Origin of the sequence: Seongchinamella sediminis, from assembly GCF_003457605.1 — a bacterium.
In the GTDB taxonomy this organism is placed as follows: domain Bacteria; phylum Pseudomonadota; class Gammaproteobacteria; order Pseudomonadales; family Halieaceae; genus Halioglobus; species Halioglobus sediminis.
Genome location: NZ_QRAN01000025.1, coordinates 16,884 through 42,599, shown reverse-complemented (window position 1 = coordinate 42,599; position 25,716 = coordinate 16,884). Strand labels below are relative to the sequence as shown.

The following is a 25,716-nucleotide window of genomic DNA, read 5'->3' as shown; positions in this document are numbered from 1 at the left end:
CAGCGACACATAACTGAACAAGTCACCGCCTTCCTGGTAATCACCGCGCATTGTTTGGCCTCCAACCTGCGATTACGCTATTTTCCCTCATTTGAGGGAGTTTTTCAGCAACCTGCTAGGAAGACCATCCCGCATACGCCTGATGAAACACCGATTTATTGCCGATTTGTCGCTGAAGGACTGCCAGACCCTTGTTTTTAATGGATTTTTTAGCGGCAGCTGGCGACACAGCAACTTGTGCAGAGGCCGCTGAGCGCTGCCTGCGGGCAGTCAGTCTGATGTGTTTTCGGTGTCGGGCATCAGCGACAGCACCGTACACCCCGCGGCAGGCTTCAATTCCTCGTCGGCAGTAAAAGGCGTGATCCAGCCTTTGCCGTCGATCACGAACAACGGTAGCACGTTCTCGCCGTGCTGCTCGCGATACTGCTCCCAGTTGAACTCCTCGGTGAGCTGGGTGCTGCGTATCTCCCAGCCTGCGTTGACCAGGCGCAGCACATCGCTGTAGGTAATGTCTTTGCCAAACAGCTGGCTGCCACGATAGCCCTGGGTGACCTGGTGTTTCTCCGGCACTCGCCGCGACAAATCCGAGTCCAGGCGATAGATGCGCCGGGGGCCGAAATCCTGGCGGTAGTGAAGTGCGGCAATCACATTTACGTACTGCTGGCGTGACAGGGCCAGCAGTCCCCCTACCCCGGCCAGGTCCAGGTGTATTTCGGCGTGCTCGGAGACCGGATTGCCATAGTAGGTTTCCAGACCGGCCATGCGCGCAACGCGGATATCCTCCCTGCTCGAGTCGGCCAGCACGCAGCGAAAGTCATACTCCTTGAGTGCCTGTGCCACTGCCCGGGAAAAGGCGTTGGCGCCGACGATCAGGAAGCCCCGTGGCGAGGGCTCGGTTACCCCCAGGCTGCGAGCCACGAAGCGGGCAGTGGCGCTCTGCAGCACCACCGTGCCGATGATGACGGTGAAGGTCAGGGGCACCAGCAGCGCCGCCTCGTCGTAACCGATGGCGATCAGGTTTTCCGCGAACAGGGCTGAAATCGCCGCGGCGACAATACCCCGTGGCGCTATCCACGCCAGCAGGCCCCGCTCGCGCCAGCTTACATCCATGCCCAGCGTACTCACCAGTACCTTGGCGGGGCGGGCCAGGAACTGGAGTACCGCCAGCAGCAGCACTGCCTTCCAGCCGATCTCGGCCAGCTGGTCGAGACTGACCCTGGCCGCCAGCACCACAAACAGCACCGAGATCAGCAACAGGCTGAGATGCTCCTTGAAGTTGAGAATGGGATGAATATCCAGGTTGCGCTGATTGGCCAGCCACATACCCATAACGGTTACGGCGAGCAGGCCGGATTCGTGCGCGATCGCATTGGAAGCGCTGAAGGACAACAGCACCAGACAGAGGGTCGCCATGTTGTGCAGGTAGTCCGGAAGCCAGTCAAGGGACAACAGCTTGCCCAGCAAGAAGCCGCTGGCAAGGCCCGCTACCAGGCCCACGGAAACGCTCTGGAAAAACAGCAGCAACACATGACTGAAGGCCTCGCCCTCGGTGCTGGCAACAATGAACTCGTAGGTCATCACCGCCATCAGGGCGCCGATGGGGTCGATGGCGATGCCCTCCCAGCGCAGGATATTGGCCACCTTGCGGGTCGGGCGTACCGAGCGCAGCATGGGCACGATGACCGTGGGGCCAGTCACAATCACCACCGCCCCGAACAGGGCGCTTATCTGCCACGAGAAACTGAAAATATAGTGGGTGGCCACCGCCACGATCACCCAGGTCACCAGTGCGCCAACAGAGATCATGCGCTGCACTACCTGGCTGACACCACGGATCTCGGCGATATTGAGGGTCAGGCTGCCTTCGAACAGGATAATCGCCACCGACAGGGATACCATCGGCATCAGCAGGTCACCGAATACCGCGTCAGGCCTGAGCCAACCGCTCACCGGGCCCACCAGCAGCCCCGCCAGCAGCAGGAACAGGATCGCCGGCAGGCGAACCCGCCAGGCCAGCCACTGGCAGAGGGTTGCCACCAGCAGCACCAGGGCAAGGGACAGTTCGAGATAGGGCATGAGTGCTTCCATTCGCTGGGCGGATTAAGAGGCCGAGGCCATTAACTTTACTAAACCCGCCGGATAATTGTTATCTTCGAATCGGCCCACCCCACGGGCTGTGCTAAGGTTTACCCTGGTCCGGGTCCCGGCATTCAAGTGTGCCAGGCCTTCGCCGCCCCGTTCATCAACGCTGTAACGAGCTGACGTGCATGCTGATAAAAACCTCACACCTGCTGCGACTCCTTGCTGTGACCCTGACGGTGGCCGCACTCGCTGGCTGTGCCGACAGCAGCGACCGGCGATCACTGCCGCCGGAACCGGAATTTGTGCCCATCCCCAACCCGGAGGTCAGCCTTCCCCCGGACAGCGGCGCCATCAACCTGCTGGCGCAGAACTTCGACCTTGCCGACGTCGGTTATGAGCAGGCTGAATATTTCCTCGAGGGCGAAGCGTCAGCCTTCACTAACCTGAACGAACTGCTCCCGGACGGGCAGTGGCAAGTGGAAGCCGGCGAACAGGCCGCCTACAAAACCCGTATCGTGGTGTATCGCCCCATTGACCCGGCGGACTTCAGCGGTACGGTGCTGATGGAATGGTTGAACGTGACAGCCGGTTTCGAGACCCCACCCAGCTGGGGCACCGGGCAACTGGAAATGCGCCGGGGCGGCGCGGCCTGGATCGGCGTATCAGCCCAGCTGGTCGGCATTGAAGGGAGTGAAAACGGGCTACTGCCACTGCACCTGAAAGCAGTGGACCCGGAACGCTATGGCGTACTGAGCCACCCGGGGGACAGCTTTTCCTACGACATCTTTTCCCAGGCGGCCCAGGCAGTGCGCGAACCAGAGGCTATCGACCCACTGGACGGCCTGGTGGCCGAGAGCATCATCGCCTATGGCGAGTCGCAATCGGCAGGCCGGCTCACCACCTATGTCAATGCCATCCACCCCCTGTTCAACACCTTTGACGGCTACATGATCCACAGCCGCGGCCGCGGCAGTTCACCGCTGGCGCAGGAGCCTCTGGTGAGCATACCCACACCCGAGGCACCGCAGGTGAGAACCGACCTCAACGTACCGGTGATGACATTCCAGACCGAGACCGACGTGGTCTTCCTCGACTATGCCGCCGCCCGGCAGCCCGACACCGACCTGATCCGCAGCTGGGAAGTGGCGGGCACGGCGCACGGCGACATCTATACCTTTGTCACCGGTCGCGATGATACGGTAGGGGACCCGGTATTCGCCTCCGTGGTGGAAGAAAACTCGGTGCTCGGCTTTATCTCCTGTGAGCGGCCGATCAACAACGGGCCTCATCACTACGTTTTCAACACGGCCGTCAGGGCGCTCAATGACTGGGTTGCAAACGGCACGCTGCCGCCCTCATCCCCGCGCCTGGAAATCAACGATGACGGTTCGGACTACGTTTACGACGAGTTGGGCAATGCGCTGGGCGGGATACGCACCCCCTATGTCGACGCGCCCTCGGCCATTCTGCGCGGCGAGCCCAATAGCGGCGCCGGCTTCTGTCGCCTGTTCGGCACCACATCCCTGTTCAGCGCGGAACAGATGGCGATGCTCTATGTTGACCAGACCGGCTTTGTCGCGGCCGTGACCGCAGCCACCAACGCTGCCGTGGAAGCCGGTTTTCTGCTGCCGGAGGATGCCGATGCGATCATCACCTGGGCACCACAGCAGTGGCAGAACCAGACCGGTGATGGACTATAAGCCGTGGCAACAGCAAGGCAGGTGTGACGAGGTGATGCACGAGAGGGACGACAATTATGAAGAGGAGAACACTGCTGATCGGGGGTCTGCTGGGGGCTACGGGGGCAGCACTGTTGAAACCCCGGGACCGGGGCACCAACCATAGCCCCTACTTCGAATCAGTCAGCCGCGCACTGCGCTCGGCCGCTTACGCCAGGCCAACCCTGGTCGTTGATCGCAGCCTGCTGCGGCAGAACGTCCAGACCCTGCGCAGCCACATCGCCGGGCGCTTCGACTACCGCATCGTTGCCAAGTCCCTGCCCTCACTGGCCATGCTCAAGGAGACCATGAATGCGGCGGACAGTAATCGCCTCATGCTGTTTCACCAGCCGTTTATCAACCAGGTGGCACGCGAATTGCCATCCGCCGACATCCTGCTGGGCAAGCCGCTGCCGGTGCAGGCCGCGGCGCAGTTTTATGATGCCCATGACAGCGCGGCCTTCTCTCCGCAGCGACAGCTGCAGTGGCTGGTGGACACCCCACGGCGTATTGCCGAATACGGCGCCCTGGCCGACCAGCGGGCAATCGACATGCGCGTGTCGCTGGAGATCGACATTGGTTTACACCGCGGCGGCGCACGCACCGCAAGTGAGTTCCAGCAGATGCTGGACGAACTGGCGCGCTGGCCGCGGCTGCAGTTTGCCGGTCTGATGGGCTACGAACCGCATATCGTAAAAGTGCCGGGGGACAAAATCAGCTATCGCGACGAAGCCATGCAGGCCTATGCCGGTTTCACCGCGGCGGCGCGCAGTCACTTCGGCCAGGACTGGCCCGCCGACGTGACCCTCAACTCGGGCGGGAGCGGCACCTACCAGCTTTACGATGCCGGCGACTTTCCCATGAACGAGCTGGCATCAGGCTCCTGCCTGGTACAACCGACAGACTTTGATGGAGCGACTCTGGCAGATCACGTCCCCGCGGCATTTATCGCCGCGCCGGTACTCAAGGCAGCGGACGAGTTGCGCACCGCGGGCTTCAACACCGGTCCCCTGCAGACCTGGTGGGACCCCAACAAGGCCAGGACATTCTTCCTCTATGGCGGCTACTGGAAAGCGCAAACCGTGTCGCCACAGGGCCTGAAAACCAACCTCTTCCTCGGCCGTTCCACCAATCAGGAGGGCATGACCGGCTCCAGGAAAATCAACCTGGAACCCGGCGACTGGGTCTTCCTGCGCCCGACCCAGAGCGAGCACGTGTTCCTCCAGTTCGGGGATATCGCGGTTTATGATCGCGGCGAAATTGTCGATCGCTGGCCAGTGATGAGCCAGAGCGTGGGCTAAACAACAGCGCGCTTCTGTTCATTCGGGGCCGCTGCGCCCCAGCAAACTCAGGTACAGCACCGGCACCACAAACAGGGTCAGCACGGTGGCGAAACCCAGGCCGAAAATAAATACCACGGCCATGGAGCCGAAGAACGGGTCGGTCACCAGCGGCACCATGGCCAGCACCGTGGTCGCCGCCGCCATGGACACCGGGCGCACCCGGCTCACCGCGCTGTCGTGCACGGCGTCGAACACGCCCTTGCCGGCCTCCAGTTCAACCATCACCTGCTCCACCAGCACGATGCCGTTTTTCAGGATCATGCCAATCAGGGCGAGGAAGCCGAGAATGGCGGGAAAGGTCAGCGGCATGCTGGTGGAGAGCAGACCCACCGCGACACCCACCAGGGCCAGGGGCACGGTAAACCAGATCACCAGGGAGCGGCGCAGGGAGTTGAACAGCAACACCGTCAGGATGAACATCAACAACAGGGCCAGGGGCAGCTTGCCAAACGCACCCTTCAGCGAGCGCTGCGAGTTCTCGTATTCACCGCCCCACTCCAGGCTGTAGCCGGGCGGCAATGGGATGGCTTCCACCCCGGGGCGAATGCGCTCGAACAGTTCGCCGGCGGTCTCGCCGCTGAACTTGTCAAAACTCGCCATTGTGGTCAGGGTGCGCTGCCGGTCCCGGCGCATGATCAGCCCGTCCGTCCAGCGGATATCCACCCGGCTGACCACCTGCTGGATGGGCACATAGGTCTGCAGCGAGGGACTCCACAGGCGCATGTGCTCGATGCGGTCGAAGTCGCCGCGTTCCTTCTCCGGCAGCCGCACCACAATCGGCAGCATGCGGCTGCCATCACGATAAAGGCCCACCGGTGCGCCGCCGAAGGCGATTTTCAGGTTACCGGCGATCTCCTCGTTGCTGATACCCAGGCGCCGCGCTTCCGGCTCGTTGACCAGTGGTGCCAGTTCCTTGTTGCGCTCCTGCCAGTCCAGGTAAACGCTGCGCGCGGCATCATCGGCACGTATCACCGCGGCCGCCCGGGCGCCGAGATCGCGCAGCACTTCCGGATCGGGACCGCGGAAGCGGGCCTGGATTTCCGAGCGGGCCGGCGGACCGAAAACCATGTGGCGCATCTGGTGATTGACGCGCGGGAAGCGCTGGTACATCCCCAGCTCCACTTCGTGCATCAACTCCCGCACCCGCCCGGGGCTGTCGGCACGCACCTGCAGCTGGGCGAAGTTCTCGTAACTCTGCTCGGGCAGGTAGGTCATGAAGAAGCGTGGCGCGCCGCGGCCAACAGATGCGGCCACGAACTCAACCCCATCCAGCCCGGCGACCCACTGCTCGGCCTTCTCCACCTCGGCCAGGGTCGCGCGAATATCGGTGCCGTAGGGCAGCCACATATCCATGTAGAAAATCGGCGTATTGGAGGGAGTGAAAAATGCTTTCTTCACCTGCCCCAGGCCACCAACCGAGATCGCCAGGGCGAGTACCATCAGCACAATGACCGTCTTGCGAAAGCGCAGCGCGGCGTCGAGAATTTTGCGATAAAGCGAGTAGGTCCAGCCCCGGTAGGGATCATCCTGGCCATCGACACCAGGCTGGACATCGCGCAGCAACAGGTCCGCCAGGAAGGGGGTAATTGACACTGCCAGGATCCAGCTCAGCAGCAGCGAGTAGGTCAGCACCCAGAACATCGGCTTCATGATCTGGCCCGAATCCTGGTCTGACAGGCCGAAAGGCGTGAACGCCAGCACCGCGATCACCGTGGCGGCCAGCAGCGGCCACCTGGTCTGGCGGACGACGCGGAAACAGGCCTCGCGTTTACTCACCCCCCGGGTCACGCCCACCATGGCACCCTCAACCACCACGATAGCGTTATCCACCAGCATCCCCAGGGCAATAATCAGCGCGCCCAGCGACAGCCGATGCAGCTGCCAGCCGTCCACCTTCATCAGGATGAAGGTGCCAAGTACCGTCAACAACAGGGTCAAACCCACCACCAGTCCGGCGCGCCAGCCCATGGTGAGCAGCAGGGCACCGATCACCACCAGTACCGAGGTACCGACATTGACCAGGAAAATCCGGATTGACTTGTTCACCTCGTGGGGCTGGTTATACAGGCTCTCCACATTGATGCCGGCCGGGCGATAGGGCCTGAGCTCCGCCAGTCGCTGGTCGATACGATGGCCAACGTCGACCACATTGACGCCATCGGCAAAAGAAATCCCCAGTGCCAGCGCCTCCTGGCCGTTCATCCTGATCAGGTGCGCAGGAATCTCCTGGTAGCCCCGGTGAATGGTAGCGACATCAGACAGCCGGATAAGCTGGCCGCTGTCCCTGCCGTGGACGATAGGATCGATCTCCATTTCCAGCCCGGCCAGCCGCAGGTGCATGAATTCGCCGTTCACGGTTACCCGCCCGGCATCCAGCACCGAGTTCTGCTGGGTCAGGAACCCTACCACCCGATGCATATCGAGGTTCAGTGCCGCCAGTTTTTCCAGCGAGATCTCAACAAAAATCTGTTCCTGCTGCTCGCCGAACAGGTTGACCCTGCCGACCCCGTCGAGCATTTCCAGCTCCCGCTTGAGCACATCCACATAGTGCTTGAGTTCGCTGAATTCGTAGTTCTCACCGCTGACCATGAGGGTGATGCCGAATACGTCGCCATAGTCATCGTAGACCCTGGGCGCCGTGGCACCGCTGGGCAGGCTGCCGGCCACATCCGCTACCTTGCGCCGCAGGCGGTCCCACATCTGGTCGACCTTGTGCTGCGGCATTTCCTTGTCCATCTCGACAATAATCTGGGACAGGCCAGCGCGGGAAGTGGAGCGCACGGTGTGCACTTCGGCCAGTTGGCGGATTGCCGTCTCCAGCGGATAGCTCAGCTCGAGCTCCACCTCTTCCGCCGTGGCTCCGGGGTAGGCGGAAATAATCATCGCATCCTTGCGGGTAAAGGGCGGGTCCTCCAGGCGCCCGAGCTCGACAAATGCGTAGCTGCCGCCGACAATCAACAGCAGCAACACCATCCAGCTGACCGTGCGGTTGCGTACCGAATACTCGGCAATGGCCATGTGCTACTGCCCTCCCCCGGCTGTCGCTACCGCCTCTCCGGCGCGCAGGCGGGCGTGGTCGCTGGTGACCAGGCGGTCCCCGGCCTGAACCCCCGCCAGCACCATGACCCCGGCCTCGGTGAACGGTCCGAGGCGCACCGGCACCGGGTTGACCACCCCATCGACCAGGCGCCAGACCCGGAAACTGTCGCGGGTCGCGCCCGCCTCCAGGGCTGTCAGCGGCACCTGGTGCGCCGCGCCGGCCTCGAAGCCCGCGCTCTCGAGGTCGACGCTGAGGGTAACCGTCATCCCCGGCGGAAACGGACTGCCGCTGGAGGGCATGGTCAGCCAGTACTCGAAGGCCTCGGTGGCGGGATTGCGCGCCGTCGAGGCCTTGAGCAGACGCATGTCATAGACTTCCGTACCGCCACCGAAGCGGGCCTGTATCTTCAGCGCGCTGAGGTCGTTGGCTTCGTGGGCGCGCGCCGGCAAACTGTCGGGAAGATCGAGCAGCACGTCGGTCCGGTCGGTGCGGTATACGGTGGCCACGGTCTCGCCGGCGCTCACCGGCTCGTGCAGTTCTTTCATCACATGGTCCACGACGCCGTCGAAGGGCGCCCGCACCACGGTATAGCGCAGGCCGGCCTCGGCCTGCTGCAGGCGGGCTGCAGCCAGGCGGTAGGCGGCCCGCAACTGGTCCAGTCGCGCGGTGGTCAGGGTACCGCGCCGATAGAGGTTTTCAGCCCGCTGCAGCTGGCGCTCGCCCAGCTCGAACTGCGCCCGGGCATCGGCCAGCACCTGGGCCTGGATGGTGTCATCGATTCGCGCCAGTACCTGTCCACTTTGTACCCGCTGGCCCGCCTGCACCGGCAGGTCGGTAATCTGCCCTTCAATGCGGAAGGCCACCCGGGTCAGGTCCGCAGGCGCTACCCGGCCGTGAAACTGGTAACGCCCCAGGCTGACGGCAGCCCCCACGGTAAATGCTGCCACCCGGTTGATCGGGGCTTCCGGCGGCCGCGAGTCACCACAGGCGGTCAACAAGACAGCGACAAAACAACTCACAGCGCGGCGCCATCCACCCGGCTTCACAGGCCCTCCTCGCGCACCCAGCGCTGGACCCGCTGGCCTTCCCTTAGGCGATCAACGCCGGCGGCGATCACGAGATCGCCGCGCGCCAGTCCAGCGATCAGGGCACCATCGGCAGACAGCACAAGCTCGGTTCGCTGCACGGTCATGGTGTCCGGGTCAATGCGCCAGACACTGCCGCCACCTTCCCTGCGGACGATAAAGGCTTCGGCGGGAAGCCGCCAGGCACTGCTCATCAGGCTCGGGTGGTACAGGCTGACCGTGACCGGCATGCCCGGGCGCGCGGACAATTGCCCGGGTGAGGCAATTGCCAGGGTCACCGGGTAACTGTTGGTATCGGGGTCGGGCTGGCGGTCCGACTCCTTGTAGCGCGCCGCCACCACCAGTCCCGGCATGAGCTCAAAGCTGACACTGAATTTCGCCGCCTGCCCGGTGTGCAGCAGGGGCTGGTAGCGCGGCGGCAGGTTGAAACGCACCTCCAGAGTGGAAATGTCCTGCAGGTTGAGGATCGGCTGCTGCGGGCCCACAACCTCCTGCGGCATGGCATAAGTAAAGGCAATAGCCCCGGCGAAAGGGGCACGTAACTGGCAGAAGGACAATTGCTCGCGGGCCTGCTCCAGACGGGCCTCGCTGGTAGCCAGGGCAGCACGGGCCGTGTCGTAGGCGTCCTCGCTGATCAACCGTTGCTGGTACAGCGTGTCAGCGCGCTCCGCCTCCAGTTTGGCCAACTGATATTCCGCTTCCCGGGCGTCGAGCTGCAACTGGTAATCAGTGGGATCCAGCGCTGCCAGCAGGGCGCCCTGCTGCACCCGGTCGCCCATGCGCACCTGCAGGTCCGCTATCTGTCCGCCCACCCTGAACGCGAGCAGGGCGCTGTCTCCCGCCGCGACCTTGCCGGGAAACCGGGGTACCTCGTCTGCCGAAGCGGGGGCAAAACGGAGGACCTTGACCGGTGTCGGCGCCTCCGCCGCCGCTGACGGCAGTGCAAGTGACAGCAACACCGCCAGGGCGATTGATTGCACAAACGATTTGAACATTGTTATGATTTTAACGACGTTAAAATAATCTGCAAGACAAACCGGAATGTCCGACACCCGCACCGCCAATATGGAAAAACGCCGCCGGCGCATTATCGCCGCAGCGCACACCCTGCTCGCCGAGGGCGGCTTCGACAGCCTCAACCTGCGCGACCTGGCCGCCGCCGCGGAAGTCACCGTACCGACGATTTACAATCTTGTTGGCAACAAGACCGCCCTGTTCGAGGCGCTGGTGGCGGACAATTTCGCCAGCTATGAAATTCGCCTGCGACGGCAGCTGCCCTGCCCGGTCCTCGAGCTACCGGCGCTGATGATCAGTACCCTGGTAGACATGATTGCCGAGGACGAGCCCTTCTACCGCGCCAGCCACCTGGCCAGTGAGCACCTCAGGACCACGCCGGGGGACGGCGGAGAACGGGACCTCAAGCGCCCGACCCTGGTGCGCCTGGGCAGGGAACTGTGGCAGCAGGCGCAGAGCCAGGGCCTGGTCAGGGGCGAGATCGACCGCGACACCCTGATCGCGGTAATGATTAACAACCAGCAACTGGCCATGAGCGACTGGGCCCACCAGCTGATCACCCTGGAGGAGATGCGCAAACGCTCGTTGCAGGGCTTTTATATCGTACTGGCGGCGGATGCCGCAGAAGCTTTTCGCGCCGAGATCGAAGCGCGGCTCAGCAAGCTGTAGACGGTCGGGGCAGCCTGCAGGTACAGCGCTCACACCCTGACCAGTGCTCAGTCGAGCCTGAAAATTCGCTGCGCATTCCTGCCCAGGAACAGCTCCCGGATGTCCGCCGACAGCCCAAGGTCATCGAGGCCCGCAAGTGCCTTCGCCGGGCTGATCATCGGATAGTTGGTGCCGAACAGCACCTTGTGCCTGCCGTGGCCGCGCATGAATCGCAGCAACTCCGGCGGATAGCGTTTGACCGTATAAGCCGAGGTATCGATATAAACGTTGGGATGCTTGGTCGCCACTGCGACCGCCTCTTCTGTCCATGGATAGCCGATATGCCCGCCGACGATGACCAGTTCCGGGAAGTCCAGCGCGACCTGGTCGAGGTAGACAGGCCGCCCGACTTCCGACGGCATCAGCGGACCGGTGTGACCGATCTGGGTACAGAACGGCAGGCCCTCTTCCACGCAGGCGACATACACCGGGTAGAAACGGCGATCGACCGGCGAGGTCTCACACAGCCAGGGCAGGACGCGGATGGCCTTGAAGCGGTAGTCCCGCACACAGCGGCGTATTTCCGCCACCGCTTCCATGGGCCTGGATATGTCTACCGAGCCCACCCCGACAAGACGGTCAGGGGCCTCACTGACAAACCGGGCAACCTCCTCGTTGGAAATCAGGTCCCTGCCGGGGGCCTGCCAGGCGCTGATCAACATCTTGTCGACCCCGCCCGCGTCCATCTGCTCGACAGTCAGCTGGACTGGCAGCGCCTCCGTCGGCGCGGGCTGTTTGGTCCAGCGCCGCAGCGAGTCGAAAATCGGACTCTGGCTGTGGCGCAATGTGGGGTGCTGGCCCCAGGCATCGACAACCATGAACTATTGCTCCCGGGTGATTGATAAACTGAGTAGCCAGCAGAGCATAACGCTGGAGCAATGCTCCAGCAAAGCGCAGGAGCCCGGGAAACCGGATCTCCACGCGGCCGATGGCCTGTTCAGCGATCGGGAGTCAACTGCCGCTGCCAACATTGTCCGCACCGGCCGCGTCATCCAGCCCCAGCCCCGCCCACTGCTGGCGGGGGCAGCGGTCCATGACCACGTTCAGGCCAGCGGCCCGGGCGCGTTCCGCCGCTGCCTCATCGACCACCCCCAGCTGCATCCAGATAGCCTTTGCGCCGACCGCGATGGCCTCATCGACGATGGCACCCACTGCCTCGGAATTGATGAACATGTCGACCATGTCGACGGGGTCAGGGATATCAGCCAGGCTGGCGTAAACGGTTTCACCCAGCAGTTGGCTGCCGGCCAGCCTTGGGCTTACCGGCAGGCAGCGAAAGCCCTTGTGCTGCAGAAATTCCATCACCTCATAGGAGGCCCTGCTGGTTTTATCCGAGGCGCCGATGACGGCAATGATCCTGGCATCGCGCAGGATCGCGCGCATCGTATCTGCTTCGTTCAAACTTGCCTCCACAGTGAGGGACCTGCCCCCTCGTGTCGCCCGATTCTCAATACTGCAGCACGAAGGTGGTTTCGACGACGGGCCGCCCCTGCTGGAGACAGCGGATATAATGCTCCGCACGGGTGCCGCGCGGCTGTGCTCCCTGCAGTTCGAAGATCGGCACCAGCACATGCCCGGAAGATCCCGCCAGCGCCACTTCCTGGGGCACACCGGGCGCAGCGAACTCCGGCTTTGCCTGTTCCCCGCCGAGGGTCTGGCCGTCGGCCGTGGTGATGGTGATGCCCGAGAATACCTGGTCCAGCGACTTACCCTTGCCCAGTTCCTGCTGCAGGCCGCTGAGCAACTCGCCGAATTCGCTGTTGGCGGCAGAGTCGGCATTGACTGACTCGATGACCTTGGTGACAACCCCGCCCAGGAAGTCGCCCTCGGCTCCTGATGAACTGCAGTAAAGAGGTTCACCGGGTATCGCGTTACTGTAATCAAATTCAAAGCCGTACCAGCTGCAGCGGCTGCTGCCGCCTGCCTGCCTGCACTGGGCTTCGCCCTTGACCGGAATGGCAACCCCCGCCCGGCAGACCGACGAGGGCTCAGCGCCCTCGAGGCAGACCCCGCCAGACCGGAAATTCGCCACCCGCATTGTGCCGCCTGCGCCGCCCTCATAGGCAACGAACACCGGGTCGACGCTGCGGCCCTTTGCCTGGCAGAGGGCCAGCCCGGCGATGCAGGTCTGTTCCGCCCCATCGGGGCAGCGGTAGATGGCTTCCGGGTCATCCGGGCGCTGCCGGGTGTACTCGAACTGGATTGGCTCGCCGTCGTAGGGACCGCCGCCAGCGGCCCAGGAAACCGCCTGCTCGGGAGGATACTGCCCCATGACATCGGTGTGGCAGTAGGCCTGGCAGTCGTAGCCCGCACCCTGCTCCTGCGAGCAGCGGTCCAGGCAATCGTCATGCTCGCGGCAGGCCTTGTGGGTTCCACAGCTCAGGCTCAGCACCCGGCGCATTTTGCCGTTGCCGGCACACTCGAAGTTTACATCCTGTTCACAGCTTGAGGGGCAATCCATGCCACAGGCGCCGCGGCACATCGGGGCACTGGCGTTTTTCTGCGGGCCGAAGGCGTTGCGCACGGTGTCGCCGGGACTGGCCGCCCACTGGGCTGAGGCCAGACTGGACAAGCCCGCCATGAGGAAAACAATCACCCCGCGAGCAAGCAGGCCCGCAAAGCTAGTTTGCCTCACGGCAGCGCTCTACGTCGTCAGTGGAGATACCCAACTCATCGGCCACCACCTGCACATCGTCCGCGGTGGCATTGGCATCGTACAGTCCCCGGGTAATTTCCTGGATGTCCGACCCCACGCCAAAGCGTGAGGCGGTGCGGGCCACGGCGCCCATCAGCCGGCCAAAGCTGTTTTTCTTCTCTTGCGCATCGCGTTGCGCGGCAGCCTTCGCGGCGGCTTCCTTCAGGCAGGCCTCCTGGGCAGAGGACGCACCGCTGTTGCCAGCTGTCGCCGGTGCCGCTTGCGTGTTCGCAGCCGGGGCGGATCCGGGCAGCTTCATCATCGAACCGAAGCCCCCCAGGGACATCGGCTTCAGGCCCGCCGGCAGCTCAAACACCGAGGGATCCTGGGGCCGGATGTTGAGCTCGGTGAACTCCATGCCGATGCGCATGCCTTTGGCGTCGCGGTTGGAGTAAATCATGTCCAGTTTGATAGGAATCCCGTCATCGGTGACCCAGATGAAGCCGGCGCCCTTGCCGTCATTGTCCTTGAATCGGGTCTGGTACTTGGTGGACGGGAAACCGAGGATGGGCTCCCGGCCCATTTTCTCGATCCTGCTGAATTCCATGCCGTTGGCGGCCTGCAGCATACCCCCCTCCAGCGTGTCCTCCTTGTAGAACCCCAGGGAGTTCATTACCAGGTAGCTCTTGCCGAGATCCTCCCGCAAGATGACCGCAGACGACATACCCTGTACATGGGTTTCCGTATACATTTTCCCGGGCGCGCGCCGCTCGGTGGCCTCGATCGTTCCACCCTCAAATTCCATGACCCGGGTGCCGTCGTAGGATACGTTGAGGTCAATACCGAGTTCGTCGGCCCACTTCTGGTAAGGGTGCGAGGCCCAGGCCGGGCCATTGACCGTCAGGCCGAGCAACAACAGGGCGAATGTCGCCATGCGCCCCGGCAAACTGATACCGCGTGTCGGCTTGTCACTTTCCATGTATTTCATGTTTTCTCCATCACCTCTGTTATAAATCACTTCACCTTAGCACAAGGCCTGCGGTTGCGCCCGATCAGGGAGCCTCACAGGCCGCGAACTCATCTTCACACAATAGCGCACACAGATCATCCACGAAGGGTTTGGTGTCGCAGGCGCAGGTGCACTCCGCCGTTTCCAGCACCTGGCCCTGCCCACCGCCACCGGCAGCAGCGCCAGCCGCGTCCTGGGCAGCAGTGTTGCCGCCCTGTTCCAGCGACCAGCCCATACCCGCAGGCACACCCAGGCCGCTCATGATGTCTTCCTTAAGCACTTCCCGGGATTCCACCACTACCTTGACCCGCTCGTCCGCCTGCCAGGGTGCCACCGATGTGAATGTGCCCGTCACCGTCTCCCGTCGCCGGTACCGGGCGGGGCCACTGGGTGATTCAACGAACTCCGCCAGAGGCGCGACGAAGCTGCCACGCAGGGTAAAAGGTGTGTACTCGGTAATGGTCACCCGACCGGTCAGGCGCGTGCGGCCGTTTGCGTCCGGCGGCCCGATTGCGCTGAGCCGCTTTTCATCCCGCATCATCACGCTGATCTGGGCATTGTCGAAAGTGCCGCTGAATCCATAGTCAAACAAGGGCGTGGCGATATTCACCGTGCTGCCATTTATGGTCTTGATTCGCGCATTCAGCTCGGTCATCACCTCCATCGAGTCAAAGGCGCTGGTCTGGGCCATCGCCTGCAGGCCACCCATCACCTGGGACGCCATTCCGCCCTGGGCATTCACCTGCCCCGGCGCGCTGTAGGTGCCCGGCATGATGGTCAGGAGGATGCTCGTCGTCGGCCCGCAGGCCTGGTACTTGAAAGGCTCGGCACAGTCGGGTTTGTCCGGGTGACGCGACACCTCGGTGGCGGTGGAAACCTCGTCACTCAGGCTTTTCTTGTCGTAATTCATTTGCTGATTGATCATTTTCCGGGTCTCGCTTTGCCGGCGGCCCAGGGTTTTGGCGTGCTTGTTGAAGGCGGGCTTGCCCGGCGCAGTCGCGTACTTGCGTGGCGGCATGGGCGGGCGCGCCGAATTCTGATTGTTCGGCAGGGACACCGTCAGCTCGATCTTCCTGGGCTTGCTCTCAGAGGGCTTTCTCGCCACATTGCTGATCACATACAGCGTGCGCTCGCTGCCCTCCTGGGGAAAATCCTTCCAGCTCGAAATGTAGCGGGGGGATCCGTTCGGCAATTCGCCGGTGCTGGAGGCCCGCACCAGCAGCGTGGTACCGGGACGGCTGATCCACACATCCTGCAGCAGGCCGAGATCATCGTGCGCCGCCTGGAAGGTCACCTGTACCGCGCCCGCCTTGCCCGTGGGTTCCACCCACAGGCATCGCGCGCCTAATTCTGCAATGTCCAGCGAGACCTTTTGTGGCCGACCGCTGCTGAGGTCAACCGAAGCACATTGTTCATAGAGCAGATTGGTCCAGTGGTCCATCACTGCCTGGCTTTCCGCGCCCTTTCCCTTGTAGCGAGCGTAGGGCGGTACGCTATGCACAAAATGCCCCGCGAAACTGCCGTAGATGGCATCCAGGCCGTAATTGAAACGAGCACGCAGCCCCTGGTCCAGCCAGTCCACCTCGGCCCGCCAGCCGGGACCCGACAGGGGCAGGTCGAGCAGGCCGGGCGGTCCCCTGCGCCCGGCCGCAACCATGATATTCCAGCCCTTGGGATAGGCATCGGCCACAAAGCGCCAGAAGGAACTGCTGGCATAACCAGCATTCAGTTTCACCTTGGCCGGGAGTCCGGGGATACTCAACTTCCCGTTCTGCGGCAGCGGCTCGAAATAGGGTCTATATCCCCAGCTCTTCACCAGGTCCGAGTCCTGTGTGCTTGGCCGGTATCTGTGGGCCCACAATTCCTCGGCAATATCCCAGCCCAGGGCGTCGGCAATTCCCTCGGTAATCCAGCTGTACGCACCGCAGTAAAGCTCCGACTTGCCGAACACGGTGTTAGGTATGATGGCGTGCAGTAACTCATGCGCCAGGGTCTGGTAACCAAGTTCAGTAAGCCGATTGTCAGCACCGATGGCCACATCCCGGTTGATGTAGATGACCCGCTTGCGTGAGCCCACGTTACAGTCAGAGACATAGGCGCCCGCATTCAAATCATCATTTTCTTCATTACCGCCACAACGCGACCACTCAATCTGGTCTGCCGTCACCAGGGATGTGCGTGTCGTTCCCGTCGCCTCGGTGATCCGGTCCCACAGCTGCTGTTCCCACTTGTAACTGCACACGTAGACACGATAAGCCGGCCCGTCATCGGTATCCACGATGGGTTCCAGCAGGGGTGGCGGGAAGCCGCGTTGCTGGTACCACACCGCCGCCTCGTTAAAGGCCCGTTCAATGTCCTTCGCGACCTCGTCATCCACCGGGTAGATCAGGTTTTCCGACTCCAGCCAGTCGTAGCTGCCAAACATCTCGTACAGCGTGGTGCCGGTGTAGGGATTGCCGGCAAAGACCTCGAACTTCATCGTTGGCCAGCGGTATTGGGCCTGCGCCGTGTTAGCGATGAGTAACATTCCCAGTGTCAGGCAGGAAAGGACAGTGAACGCGGGATAAATGGAATGCCTGGCGACGCAGCGCATGGTGACTCCTTCAAGCCTACTGCCGGAAGCGTAGCAGAGGCGCATCGGTTTGAGAAATACCGGGCAAGCTCGCCAATGAATCTGCATCCCCGGCGAATGCAGTATGCAAAACCGCACCCTGCGGACAATTATCGCGGATCGGTAAAACTTCGCATTTTTCTGCCAGGCGCCGCGTTTACACTCAACCGTGTGCGAGTTCAACGCCTGCTTGCAGTGCACTGCAAAATGCATGAGTGTCGCCACGAACTCCACTACTATAACAAGCACCAGGGAGTATGCCTGCTATGAAAACCCCAACATTTACATCATACCGTCCGCTGGCGGTCGCTGTGGCCCTTGCTTCCGTCGCCGGGTTCACCGGGCCGACGATGGCACAGGGCGGTTCCGCACTGGAAGAAGTCATCGTAACCGCGCAAAAGCGCGAGGAAACCAACCAGGAAATTCCGATCTCGATCACGGCTCTGTCCGAATCTGCCCTCAACAAACGCGGCATCCGCAACTCTGGCGACCTGATCGGTGAAGTGGCCGGCATGGGCGGCTTCGAGGCCCCCGGCGCCAAGGGCACTACCGTGCTGTCAATGCGCGGCATGGCCGGTGGTTCACCCGCCAACCTGTCACTGGACCCGGCGGTGACCATTTACCTGGACGGCATTTTCCTCGGCAAGCAGGTGGGTGCGGCTACCGACGTCGCCGAAATCGAGCGGGTCGAGGTACTGCGCGGCCCCCAGGGCACCCTCTACGGCCGCAACTCTACCGGCGGTGCGGTGAACTTCATTTCCCGCAAGCCCAGCGGTGAGTTCGGGGTGCGCGCGACCGGTGGTATCGGCAGTTACTCACAGCGCGATCTCAAGCTGAATGTCGACCTGCCAGCCATCGGCGAGGTCGGCGAGGGCCTGGGATCGCTGGCGGCCGCCGTGGGCTACCAGACCCGCAAACGCGACCACCTGTACGACAATGACAGCCCCGGCCAGGAGGATTTTAACGACCGGGATCGCGAGGCCTATCGCCTGTCCCTCAAGTGGGATATTTCCGACTCCTTCTTTGTCGACTACACCTACGATCACAGCGAACTGGACGAGGCCAACGCCCTCGAGCAGGTTGTCGGCTTCACGCCCGTGGATGCCGCCGGCTTGGTCCCGCGCATCGCCGCCCTGCAGGGCGTGCTGGCCGGCGCCCAGTTCTGGGCCTCACAGCCCGGCACCGACCCCCGCATCGGCTCCCGCTGGATTCCCTCCATTCAGCAAACCATTGCCGACTACCAGGCCGCGGAAGCCCGCGGCTCAGGCCGGCAGGACGAGGGCCACTCGGATCACGCGCCCTTTACCAATACCGAGCTGAAAGGCCATGCCCTGACCCTGACCTGGGATGTCGGCGACATCACCTTCAAGTCGATCACCGGTTACCGTGAAACAGAGTCCTATGTCTTCGGCGACCTGGAGGACATCGACAGCCGTCTGGATGCCAACGGCATCGGTTCCTATAACGACCTGGTGCACCTGACCCTGGGCCAGCTGTACGGTGCTACCGGGGGCTTTGACCCGGGCATTCCGCAGTTGCCCTTCGATGCGATCTGGGACTCCATCGACACCATTGGCGCCTTCCACAGCAAGCAGGACACTACCAGCGAGTACGAGCAGTTCTCCCAGGAACTGCAGATGGTGGGCAGCACCGATTCGGTGGACTACGTACTGGGCCTGTTTTATTTCGAGGATGATGGCGAATACCGCCGGGACGCCATTTTTGCCGCGCCGCTGGCGGGTACCGCCGCCCAGTACTATGACAACAGCACCGAGGCCATCGCCGCCTACGGCCAGGCCACCTGGCGTCCAGGCTGGATGGAAGAGCGCTTCGCCTTTACCCTGGGGCTGCGCTACACCGAGGAAGACAAGGATATCGACTACGATTATCCGCCCTACTTCTCGCCCTTCGCCGGCACCGTGCCGGGCCAGGCCATCAGCCTGGAGGAAAGCTTCGACAACGTCAGCGGCAACTTCACTGTGGCCTACCAGGCCACCGATGACATCAACGCCTTCATTCGCTACTCCACCGGCTATCGCAGCGGCGGTTTCAACGGGGAGATCTTCAATAACCCCTATGACGAAGAGGATGTCGAACAGTGGGAAATCGGCATCAAGAGCGACTGGTGGGATGGCCGCATGCGCGTCAACGCCTCCCTGTACACCTATATCTGGGAAGACATCCAGAGCACCACTATCGACACCAGCGGCGGCAGTGCCTCCACCAAGGTGGTCAACGCCGGTGAGGCGGATCGCTGGGGTGGCGAGGTGGAGTTCCTGGTCGCGCCGGTTGATGACCTGATCCTGAGCCTGAGCTATGCCCACATCGACGGCGATTTCGAGGAGTTCCCCGATGTCTGCGGCCTCAACGACTTCGCCGACACCTGCCTGAGGGGAGAGAAGTACGCCAAACGCGCCTCGTCGCCCGACAACCAGGTCTCCTTCAGCGCCGACTACGTATTCGCACGTACCGCGCTCGGCGAGTGGACCGGCTACCTGCAGGTCAACTGGCAGGACGAATGGTACGAGTCGCCGCTGTGGAGCGCGGTGGTATCAGACCAGCCGGTGGTCTTTCCGCACCAGGGCATGGATGAGCGTACCCTGGTCAGCGCCCGCCTGAGCCTGGAGGAAATCGAGCTGGGAGACGGTCGCATGCGCGTTACCCTGTGGGGCGACAACCTGACCGATGAGGACTATCCCGTGTATTCGATCAATTTCGGTTCCCTGGGCCCGATCACCGAGCAGTACGGCGATCCGCGTACCTACGGCCTGGAAGTGGCCTACGAGTACTGATCAGTCCCATCCCTTCACGCCGCGCCTGTGCAATGCAGGCGCGGCGGTCTCAACCCAGCGCAGCACGACCCACGGCAGGCTGATTATGCCCCGCTATCGGTGTCCGGCATGCGGATCACTGCCACTCTGGCTCGCCCCGAGAATGTAATCCCCGGGAATCTCGGCCAGGCGCCGCACTTCACCGCCGAACTGCTCGGCAAATGCCAAAGCGGCAGGCTCCTCGCTGAAGGGAATCACCTCCGGCGCCCCCATACTCCCCTTGCGGTCGCTGCCAATAACGAACCAGGCCCGCTCGGCATCGATCATGCTGGCCAGATCATGCTCTGGATGATCCCAGCCACCGAGGTCCACGGCGCTGACATAAAACGCCAAAATAGGCCGGGTTTCCTCCGGTAGCCGCTGGAAGGCCACCCCGTCCCGCGCGGTGGTGAACCACAAAGGATCGGGCTCGCCAGCAACAAAAATCTGGCTCTTCGGGCCGGCATGGTCCTCCACGATCATGCCGCAGAAATAGCCGGTGTCATCGCGCGTCACCGGTTCTGGCGCGGGCTTTACCGTCATGCTGTCATCAGCACAGGCGAACAGGAAGCTGCAGCACAGTGCCGCCAGCAGGTGTTTACAATTCATGGCGTCGGAATATCCAGATAGCGCTGGCCAGGGGCAGAACCAGCCACAGGGTGAGCACACCCAGCAGCAAGCCAGGGCTCAGAAACGAGTCGTCCAGCGCCCCCAGGCTACCGGACACCAGGCTGGCGGCGTCGGAGCCCGCCAGATTGAACAGCCGGTAAATATCGGCCGGGTTGAGCAGTAACAGGCCTGCAAACAACTCGGTGCTGATCAGGTTCTCCGAGTCGACCAGTACCAGTCCCAGCAGCAAGAGGTCGAACACCACCACCAGGAACAGCCAGAGGCTGATCGAGACGCCGGCCGCTGTCGCCGGCGAAGACACTACCACGCTGACCAGAAAGCCGAGGGCGATGAACACGCTACCGAGCAATAGCGAGCTGCCGACCATGCTGGCAAACAATTGCCAGTCCTGCGCCTGTACCTCGGCGGTCGCGCCGACATAGATGGCCGACACGCCGTAGCCGAAGACAATGGCCACGGCGATAATGCTGACGTGGCCGACAAACTTGCCGACCACAATCTGCCAACGCCTGACCGGATAGGTCAGCAACAGCAACAGGGTGCCGCCATTGCGCTCTCCCACGATACTGTCGTGGGACAGGGTCAGGGCAATCAGCGGGATCAGGTAGACACTCAGGCTGGCCAGGCTGACAGTCGTGACGTTAAGACTGGAGGCCCGGGTTTCACCAATGGGCGAGGAACCCAGCAGCGCCAGCGAGAATGCCAGCGCGCCCAGCAACAGCAGCGCCGAGATCACCCAGCGGTTGCGCAGCCCCTCGCGAAACTCCTCCGCGGCAAGAATAAACACCGGGCGCATCACGCCTCACCCCCATTGACGAAGTAGGCATACAGGTCATCGAGACCCGGCGGATGCAGGCTGAGGTCCTGGACTATGTCCGGGCGGGCACTCAATCGCTGCAGCAAGGCCAGTTTTTCACTCTCGGTGCAGCTGAAGCGGGTGCTGAGTTCGCCCATGGACTGCAGGGTGGCCGCTCCCGCCGCCAGCGCCTCCAGTTCTGCCATCGGTACTGCTGTGTGGCGCACCTTAATCTCCACCGGCAGTGCCGCCTGCTCGCGCAGCGTGGCCAGGCTGCCCAGGGCCAGTACCCGCCCCCGCTGCATGATCGCTATGCGGTCGGTGCGCGCCTCGATCTCGGTCAGGGCGTGAGAGGAGATAATCACCGATGCCCCGGCGGCCTGGCGCTGGCCAATGATGGCGTAGAAGTGCTGGCGCAGGAAGGGGTCCAGCCCGGACGTCGGTTCGTCCAGCAACAAAAGCTCGGGGCTGCCCAGCAGCGCCTGGGCCAGGCCCAGGCGCTGGCGCATGCCCTTGGAGTAGGTGTTGATCTTGCGGTGGGCGGCATCACTGAGGCCGACCAGTTCCAGCAGCTGTGCGCATTCCTGCTTGCCGGCGCCCTTGAGCCGGGCATAGAAACGCAGCCGCTGGCCCCCGCTCACCGCGCCGGGGAAGTTTACAGTCTCGGGAAGGAAGCCAATACCCTCACTGGCGGCTGCCGGCCGCGGCGCTCCACCGCGCCAGGCCCAGCGCTGGATCGCTCCGGCGCTGGGCCGGGTCAGGCCGAGAATCAGTTTCATCAGGGTGGTTTTACCGGCGCCGTTGTGGCCGATAATGGCCAGGCTTTCGCCCGGCGCCAGCTGCAGGTCGACGCCGTCTACCGCGGCCTGCTCACCATAGCGTTTTTCCAGGCCCTGTATTTCCAGCGCACTGCTCGCCATCTTGCCGCCGCAATTCACCCCTCGCCTCCTGTGACGACCGGGCTCATCAGGGGGTAGCTGTCAGTAACGCCCCCCGGATGCAGTGCGGGAAACTCGGATTGTGCCCACTGCAGAATCTGCAGCACCGGGCTGTTCATCAGCAGTTTGGCCATGGGATAGCGCCACAGGATCTGGTCGGACACGGAATTGGGACGATAGGCCTGGTTGGCAGTGCCATCGCCATCGAGATCGAAGGAGATATGGTCGCTCCAGTAATTGCCGCGCTGCTGCGACGACCACTCGAGCTCGCGTGTGCCCACGTATTTCACCTGGTTGCGGTTGCCGATAAAGTTATTGCCCCAGATCGCGTTGTCCTCGGAGCCAGCGGTAAAATGGATACCGATTTCGCAGCTGCGAAAGTCATTGCCGCTGAGCTGGTTGAAATTGGAATTGTATACAAACACGCACTTCTCGGAGCTACTGTGGTCTTTCCAGGGCGCGACGATATTGCCCATGATCGTCGATTCATTGGTGAAGTTAAAGAAGATTCCGCGCTCCGAATCGCCCAGTGAGCGGTTGTTGTGCACCACCAGGCGGTTGGAGTACATCAGCGCGTAGCCCACCTTGTTGCCGGTGGAGATATTGTCGGTCACCGCACTGTCGTGGGTATACATGTAGTGCACGGCGAAGCGCAGGTCCGAGAAGTGATTGCCGGCAAAGCGGTTGTCACGACTGGTGGTGACAAATATGCCATCGCGGCCGTAGCGAATGCGATTGCCCTCCACCACCGAGCCCGGCGTATTCCACAGTTGCACCCCGTTGCCGCGCTCATTGACGCGCAAATCCTGCAGGCCCTCGATCAGGTTGTCCCGCACCGTGGCGCGGTCGGGGCCCTTCAGATAGATACCGATCAGGTTGTCGCGCAGGTGGTTGCCGGCGATCACCGTGCCATCGCCTGCGGCGGTGATAAAAATGCCACTGTCCTCAGTCGCCAGTGTCTGCCCGGAGCCGGTGATGGTCAGCCCCTGGATGCGCACCCCAGGGGCATCCACGGTGATCACCGTGCCACTGCCGTCACCCTCGATAACGGCATCACTGTCTCCGACCAGGGCGACACTGCGGGCGATGGTAAAGCGGCCGCGGTAACGCCCGGGGGCGAGCCGCAGCACGGCGCCCTCTGCCGCACTGGCCAGGGCCGCGCCGAGCCCACCCGGCGCCACCGGCTGTTCGGTGGCCGGCACTGGCGGGCAGGCAAGCACGAAAGCGGCGGCCGCAATGGCCGCCGTCGCCCGGGGAAGGTACCGCATGAGTGGAAGGCTGTGGGTCAGGCCGGTTCCACCAGCATCCTGCCGCGCATCTCCATATGCAGTGCGTGACAGAACCACTGGCAGTAGAACCAGTGCACCCCGGGCCGGTCTGCGATGAAGGTGGCCGAAGCGGTGGCCTGCGGCGCAACCTCGAAACACACACCGTAGTTGGCCATGGTCAAGCCATGGGTAAGGTCGTCCACCCGGTCCATGTTGGTGACACAGATGGTCACCTCATCGCCCTGCTTGACGGTGAACTTTTCCATGCCGAAGCTCGGCGCTATCGAGGTCATATAGACCCGCACCTTGTTGCCGTCGCGGATCACCTTGTTGTCGGACTCGAGGTTGACCCCGTCCTTGGCCGCCTGCTCCCTGGCATCGGCCCACATCGGGTCGTCACGGGTCCAGGTTTTCTGCGGATTGACAATGTCGGTGCGCACCAGGATACAGTCGTGGGGCTCGGCGAAGGTCGGGCCATCGTGGACGATTTTCATCTTCTTGCCGGTGATGTCGATCAGCTGTTCGTTCTCCGGCTTCAGCGGGCCGACATTGATGAAGCGGTCCTTCGAGAACTTGTTCAGTGACACCAGCCACTGGCCATCGGCTTCCCTGGTTTCGCCCATGGAGGTGTGGTTGTGGCCGGGCTGGTATTGCACGTCGATTTTCTCCAGCACCGCATTCACGTCCTTGCCATTGTAGGCCTCGATCGCCTTGTCGATATTCCACTTGGCGACCTGGCTGTCGAGGAACAGGGTGGTGAAGGCGTTGCCCTTGCCGTCAAATGCGGTGTGCAGGGGCCCGAGGCCCAGCTCCGGCTCGGCCACCACCACGCCGCGCGGCTCGATCTTGTCCGCGAACATGTCCGGGAAGCGGCGCACATCCAGCACAGTTACTGTCGGCGACAGCTTGCCGTTGATCACAATGTGCTTGCCGTCGGGCGCGGTATTACAGCCATGGGGGCTGTTGGACACCGGCACGTAGCGGGTGTAGCGGGAACCCTTGCGGCCGTCCAGCACCGGCACCCCGTTGATGGTCTGGTAATCGCCCTTCTTGACCCCGTCCTCAATAGCCTTGATGTCAAACACCACCGCCCAGTCCTGCTCGTTGGCCGTCATCTGGGCGAGGTTCACGCCGCCCTCACTGTTGTAGCAGGTGGAGACCGCATACAGCCCCTGGTAGTCCGCGTCGCAGTTGTCCAGGTTGCCGTCGACCATCACCTGCCAGGCAACTTTCATCGTGTCGCCGTCCACCGCGGTGAAAATGGCGTGGTACTTTTCCGGCTCATCGAGAATGGAACCGTCGTTGGGGATCGGCACCCGGTGTTCGCCGTTGGCGAATACATAGCCGGTACGCGGGTACTTCTGCGGGCGCAGGCCGTGGATGTCCGAGGCGTTGGGAATCTCGAGAATCTTGTCGCACTTCATGACATCGCAGCGGATGCGCGCAACCCGGGTGTTGGCCTTGTCGTTGATCCACAGGTAGCGGCCGTCGTAGGTGCCGTCGGTAAAGGACATGTGGGGGTGGTGGGCGTCGCCATTGTGCCAGATGCCATCGCCGTGCTTGTCTAGGTACTCACGGGTTTCGGGCAGCAGGCCCTCGGTCAGGACCTTGCGGCTCTCGTTGGTCTGGCCCCAGCCGGTGGCGCTGCAGCGGTTGAATACCGGAATGCGTATCAGCTCACGCATGGAGGGAATGCCGAGAATACGCACCTCGCCAGTCTGGCCGCTGCTCCAGAAACCGTAGTAGTCATCCAGGTCGCCGGGGGCTACAGCCCCCTTGCCTTCGCTCGCCGCAACCGCCGGCGAACTGCCCAGGCTGGCAGTGGCGATGCCACCGGTGGCCGCGCCAAGCCCCGCCACAGTGGCCAGGCTGGCGCTGCGCGACAGCAGCTCGCGCTTGCTGGTATCGATGGCGTCGGTTTCGGGGTTGGTCTTCGGGTCACTATGCGGATCGGACGATTTCTTGTCGGTCATTGTTGGTTCCTCAGGCAGTTGATAGCCGAACGAATAATTCTGTTGGGAGTGCGACA

At 62.7% G+C, this 25,716-nt stretch carries 19 protein-coding genes; 5 read left to right on the top strand and 14 right to left on the bottom strand.

Annotation, left to right across the window (positions count from 1 at the left end; translation table 11 throughout):
• Window positions 1-201: hypothetical protein (locus tag DWB85_RS19680; protein WP_205422790.1), on the top strand; the 201-nt coding region annotated here is incomplete at its 5' end.
• Window positions 202-270: 69 nt separating this feature from the next.
• On the opposite strand, the gene DWB85_RS17365 is transcribed toward DWB85_RS19680, so the two are convergent.
• Window positions 271-2,076 carry a cation:proton antiporter gene (locus tag DWB85_RS17365; RefSeq protein ID WP_117957069.1) on the bottom strand — a complete coding sequence of 602 codons (1,806 nt, stop codon included), beginning with the start codon at window positions 2,074-2,076 and terminating at the stop codon, window positions 271-273.
• A gap of 191 nt (window positions 2,077-2,267) precedes the next feature.
• On the opposite strand from DWB85_RS17365, the gene DWB85_RS17360 reads away from it, so the two are divergent.
• Both DWB85_RS17360 and DWB85_RS17355 read left to right on the top strand, forming a co-directional pair.
• On the top strand, window positions 2,268-3,782 hold the full coding sequence (locus DWB85_RS17360) for an alpha/beta hydrolase domain-containing protein (protein ID WP_117957067.1): 1,515 nt from the start codon (window positions 2,268-2,270) through the stop codon (window positions 3,780-3,782).
• 56 nt (window positions 3,783-3,838) lie between these two features.
• Window positions 3,839-5,101, top strand: a complete 1,263-nt coding sequence (locus DWB85_RS17355) for a DSD1 family PLP-dependent enzyme (protein WP_117957065.1) — start codon at window positions 3,839-3,841, stop codon at window positions 5,099-5,101.
• Window positions 5,102-5,119: 18 nt separating this feature from the next.
• Here DWB85_RS17355 and DWB85_RS17350 read toward each other — a convergent pair whose 3' ends face one another.
• The 3 genes from DWB85_RS17350 to DWB85_RS17340 are packed head-to-tail and all read right to left on the bottom strand — an operon-like array spanning window position 5,120 to window position 10,248.
• Entirely contained in the window at window positions 5,120-8,161 is a 3,042-nt protein-coding gene (locus tag DWB85_RS17350) for an efflux RND transporter permease subunit (protein WP_117957063.1), read from the bottom strand.
• Window positions 8,162-8,164: 3 nt separating this feature from the next.
• Complete coding sequence (locus tag DWB85_RS17345) at window positions 8,165-9,202, bottom strand: efflux RND transporter periplasmic adaptor subunit (protein ID WP_162846184.1); 1,038 nt, start codon at window positions 9,200-9,202, stop codon at window positions 8,165-8,167.
• 23 nt (window positions 9,203-9,225) lie between these two features.
• Window positions 9,226-10,248, bottom strand: coding sequence for an efflux RND transporter periplasmic adaptor subunit (locus DWB85_RS17340; RefSeq protein WP_162846183.1), 1,023 nt, complete (start codon window positions 10,246-10,248; stop codon window positions 9,226-9,228).
• A 61-nt stretch (window positions 10,249-10,309) separates the two neighbouring features.
• Here DWB85_RS17340 and DWB85_RS17335 point away from each other — a divergent pair, with 61 nt between their 5' ends.
• Window positions 10,310-10,951 (top strand): TetR/AcrR family transcriptional regulator, encoded by a 642-nt coding sequence (locus DWB85_RS17335; protein WP_117957057.1) that lies wholly within the window; start codon window positions 10,310-10,312, stop codon window positions 10,949-10,951.
• 47 nt (window positions 10,952-10,998) lie between these two features.
• Here DWB85_RS17335 and DWB85_RS17330 read toward each other — a convergent pair whose 3' ends face one another.
• The 5 genes from DWB85_RS17330 to DWB85_RS17310 all read right to left on the bottom strand — a co-directional run bounded on the left by DWB85_RS17330 (window position 10,999) and on the right by DWB85_RS17310 (window position 17,161).
• Window positions 10,999-11,808, bottom strand: a complete 810-nt coding sequence (locus tag DWB85_RS17330; protein WP_117957055.1) for an amidohydrolase family protein — start codon at window positions 11,806-11,808, stop codon at window positions 10,999-11,001.
• Between the two features lie 133 nt (window positions 11,809-11,941).
• Complete coding sequence (locus DWB85_RS17325; protein WP_476707475.1) at window positions 11,942-12,391, bottom strand: CoA-binding protein; 450 nt, start codon at window positions 12,389-12,391, stop codon at window positions 11,942-11,944.
• Window positions 12,392-12,437: 46 nt separating this feature from the next.
• Entirely contained in the window at window positions 12,438-13,625 is a 1,188-nt protein-coding gene (locus DWB85_RS17320; protein WP_133300663.1) for a hypothetical protein, read from the bottom strand.
• Window positions 13,612-14,613, bottom strand: coding sequence for a hypothetical protein (locus DWB85_RS17315; protein WP_117957048.1), 1,002 nt, complete (start codon window positions 14,611-14,613; stop codon window positions 13,612-13,614). Before DWB85_RS17315 ends, DWB85_RS17320 begins: the two co-directional genes overlap by 14 nt.
• Before the next feature lie 64 nt (window positions 14,614-14,677).
• Window positions 14,678-17,161 (bottom strand): hypothetical protein, encoded by a 2,484-nt coding sequence (locus DWB85_RS17310; protein ID WP_133300662.1) that lies wholly within the window; start codon window positions 17,159-17,161, stop codon window positions 14,678-14,680.
• Window positions 17,162-17,511: 350 nt separating this feature from the next.
• On the opposite strand from DWB85_RS17310, the gene DWB85_RS17305 reads away from it, so the two are divergent.
• Window positions 17,512-20,037 (top strand): TonB-dependent receptor, encoded by a 2,526-nt coding sequence (locus tag DWB85_RS17305; RefSeq protein ID WP_117957044.1) that lies wholly within the window; start codon window positions 17,512-17,514, stop codon window positions 20,035-20,037.
• Between the two features lie 93 nt (window positions 20,038-20,130).
• Here DWB85_RS17305 and DWB85_RS17300 read toward each other — a convergent pair whose 3' ends face one another.
• From DWB85_RS17300 to nosZ, 5 genes are read right to left on the bottom strand one after another with little or no spacing between them, the layout of a single operon-like run.
• A complete protein-coding gene (locus tag DWB85_RS17300; RefSeq protein ID WP_117957042.1) occupies window positions 20,131-20,664 on the bottom strand; it encodes a nitrous oxide reductase accessory protein NosL in 534 nt (177 codons plus the stop codon).
• On the bottom strand, window positions 20,654-21,481 hold the full coding sequence (locus DWB85_RS17295) for an ABC transporter permease (protein WP_117957039.1): 828 nt from the start codon (window positions 21,479-21,481) through the stop codon (window positions 20,654-20,656). Before DWB85_RS17295 ends, DWB85_RS17300 begins: the two co-directional genes overlap by 11 nt.
• Window positions 21,481-22,401: an ABC transporter ATP-binding protein gene (locus tag DWB85_RS17290; RefSeq protein ID WP_117957071.1), complete on the bottom strand. Its 921-nt coding sequence runs from the start codon at window positions 22,399-22,401 to the stop codon at window positions 21,481-21,483. The genes DWB85_RS17295 and DWB85_RS17290 overlap by 1 nt, the downstream gene beginning before the upstream one ends.
• 14 nt (window positions 22,402-22,415) lie before the next feature.
• On the bottom strand, window positions 22,416-23,687 hold the full coding sequence (locus DWB85_RS17285; RefSeq protein ID WP_117957037.1) for a nitrous oxide reductase family maturation protein NosD: 1,272 nt from the start codon (window positions 23,685-23,687) through the stop codon (window positions 22,416-22,418).
• Between the two features lie 17 nt (window positions 23,688-23,704).
• The gene (gene nosZ, locus DWB85_RS17280; RefSeq protein ID WP_117957035.1) at window positions 23,705-25,660 is read right to left on the bottom strand and encodes a TAT-dependent nitrous-oxide reductase; all 1,956 of its coding nucleotides are present in this window, start codon (window positions 25,658-25,660) and stop codon (window positions 23,705-23,707) included.
• Window positions 25,661-25,716: the final 56 nt, after the last annotated feature.

Excerpts from the sequence above, each read along its gene's own strand:
- DWB85_RS17365 (WP_117957069.1), bottom strand. The coding sequence starts at position 2,076 with ATGCCCTATCTCGAACTGTCCCTTGCCCTGGTGCTGCTGGTGGCAACC.
- DWB85_RS17360 (WP_117957067.1), top strand. The coding sequence starts at position 2,268 with ATGCTGATAAAAACCTCACACCTGCTGCGACTCCTTGCTGTGACCCTG.
- DWB85_RS17355 (WP_117957065.1), top strand. The coding sequence starts at position 3,839 with ATGAAGAGGAGAACACTGCTGATCGGGGGTCTGCTGGGGGCTACGGGG.
- DWB85_RS17350 (WP_117957063.1), bottom strand. The coding sequence starts at position 8,161 with ATGGCCATTGCCGAGTATTCGGTACGCAACCGCACGGTCAGCTGGATG.
- DWB85_RS17335 (WP_117957057.1), top strand. The coding sequence starts at position 10,310 with ATGTCCGACACCCGCACCGCCAATATGGAAAAACGCCGCCGGCGCATT.
- DWB85_RS17330 (WP_117957055.1), bottom strand. The coding sequence starts at position 11,808 with ATGGTTGTCGATGCCTGGGGCCAGCACCCCACATTGCGCCACAGCCAG.
- DWB85_RS17315 (WP_117957048.1), bottom strand. The coding sequence starts at position 14,613 with ATGAAATACATGGAAAGTGACAAGCCGACACGCGGTATCAGTTTGCCG.
- DWB85_RS17310 (WP_133300662.1), bottom strand. The coding sequence starts at position 17,161 with ATGTTACTCATCGCTAACACGGCGCAGGCCCAATACCGCTGGCCAACG.
- DWB85_RS17305 (WP_117957044.1), top strand. The coding sequence starts at position 17,512 with ATGAAAACCCCAACATTTACATCATACCGTCCGCTGGCGGTCGCTGTG.
- DWB85_RS17300 (WP_117957042.1), bottom strand. The coding sequence starts at position 20,664 with ATGAATTGTAAACACCTGCTGGCGGCACTGTGCTGCAGCTTCCTGTTC.
- DWB85_RS17295 (WP_117957039.1), bottom strand. The coding sequence starts at position 21,481 with ATGCGCCCGGTGTTTATTCTTGCCGCGGAGGAGTTTCGCGAGGGGCTG.
- DWB85_RS17290 (WP_117957071.1), bottom strand. The coding sequence starts at position 22,401 with ATGGCGAGCAGTGCGCTGGAAATACAGGGCCTGGAAAAACGCTATGGT.
- DWB85_RS17285 (WP_117957037.1), bottom strand. The coding sequence starts at position 23,687 with ATGCGGTACCTTCCCCGGGCGACGGCGGCCATTGCGGCCGCCGCTTTC.
- nosZ (WP_117957035.1), bottom strand. The coding sequence starts at position 25,660 with ATGACCGACAAGAAATCGTCCGATCCGCATAGTGACCCGAAGACCAAC.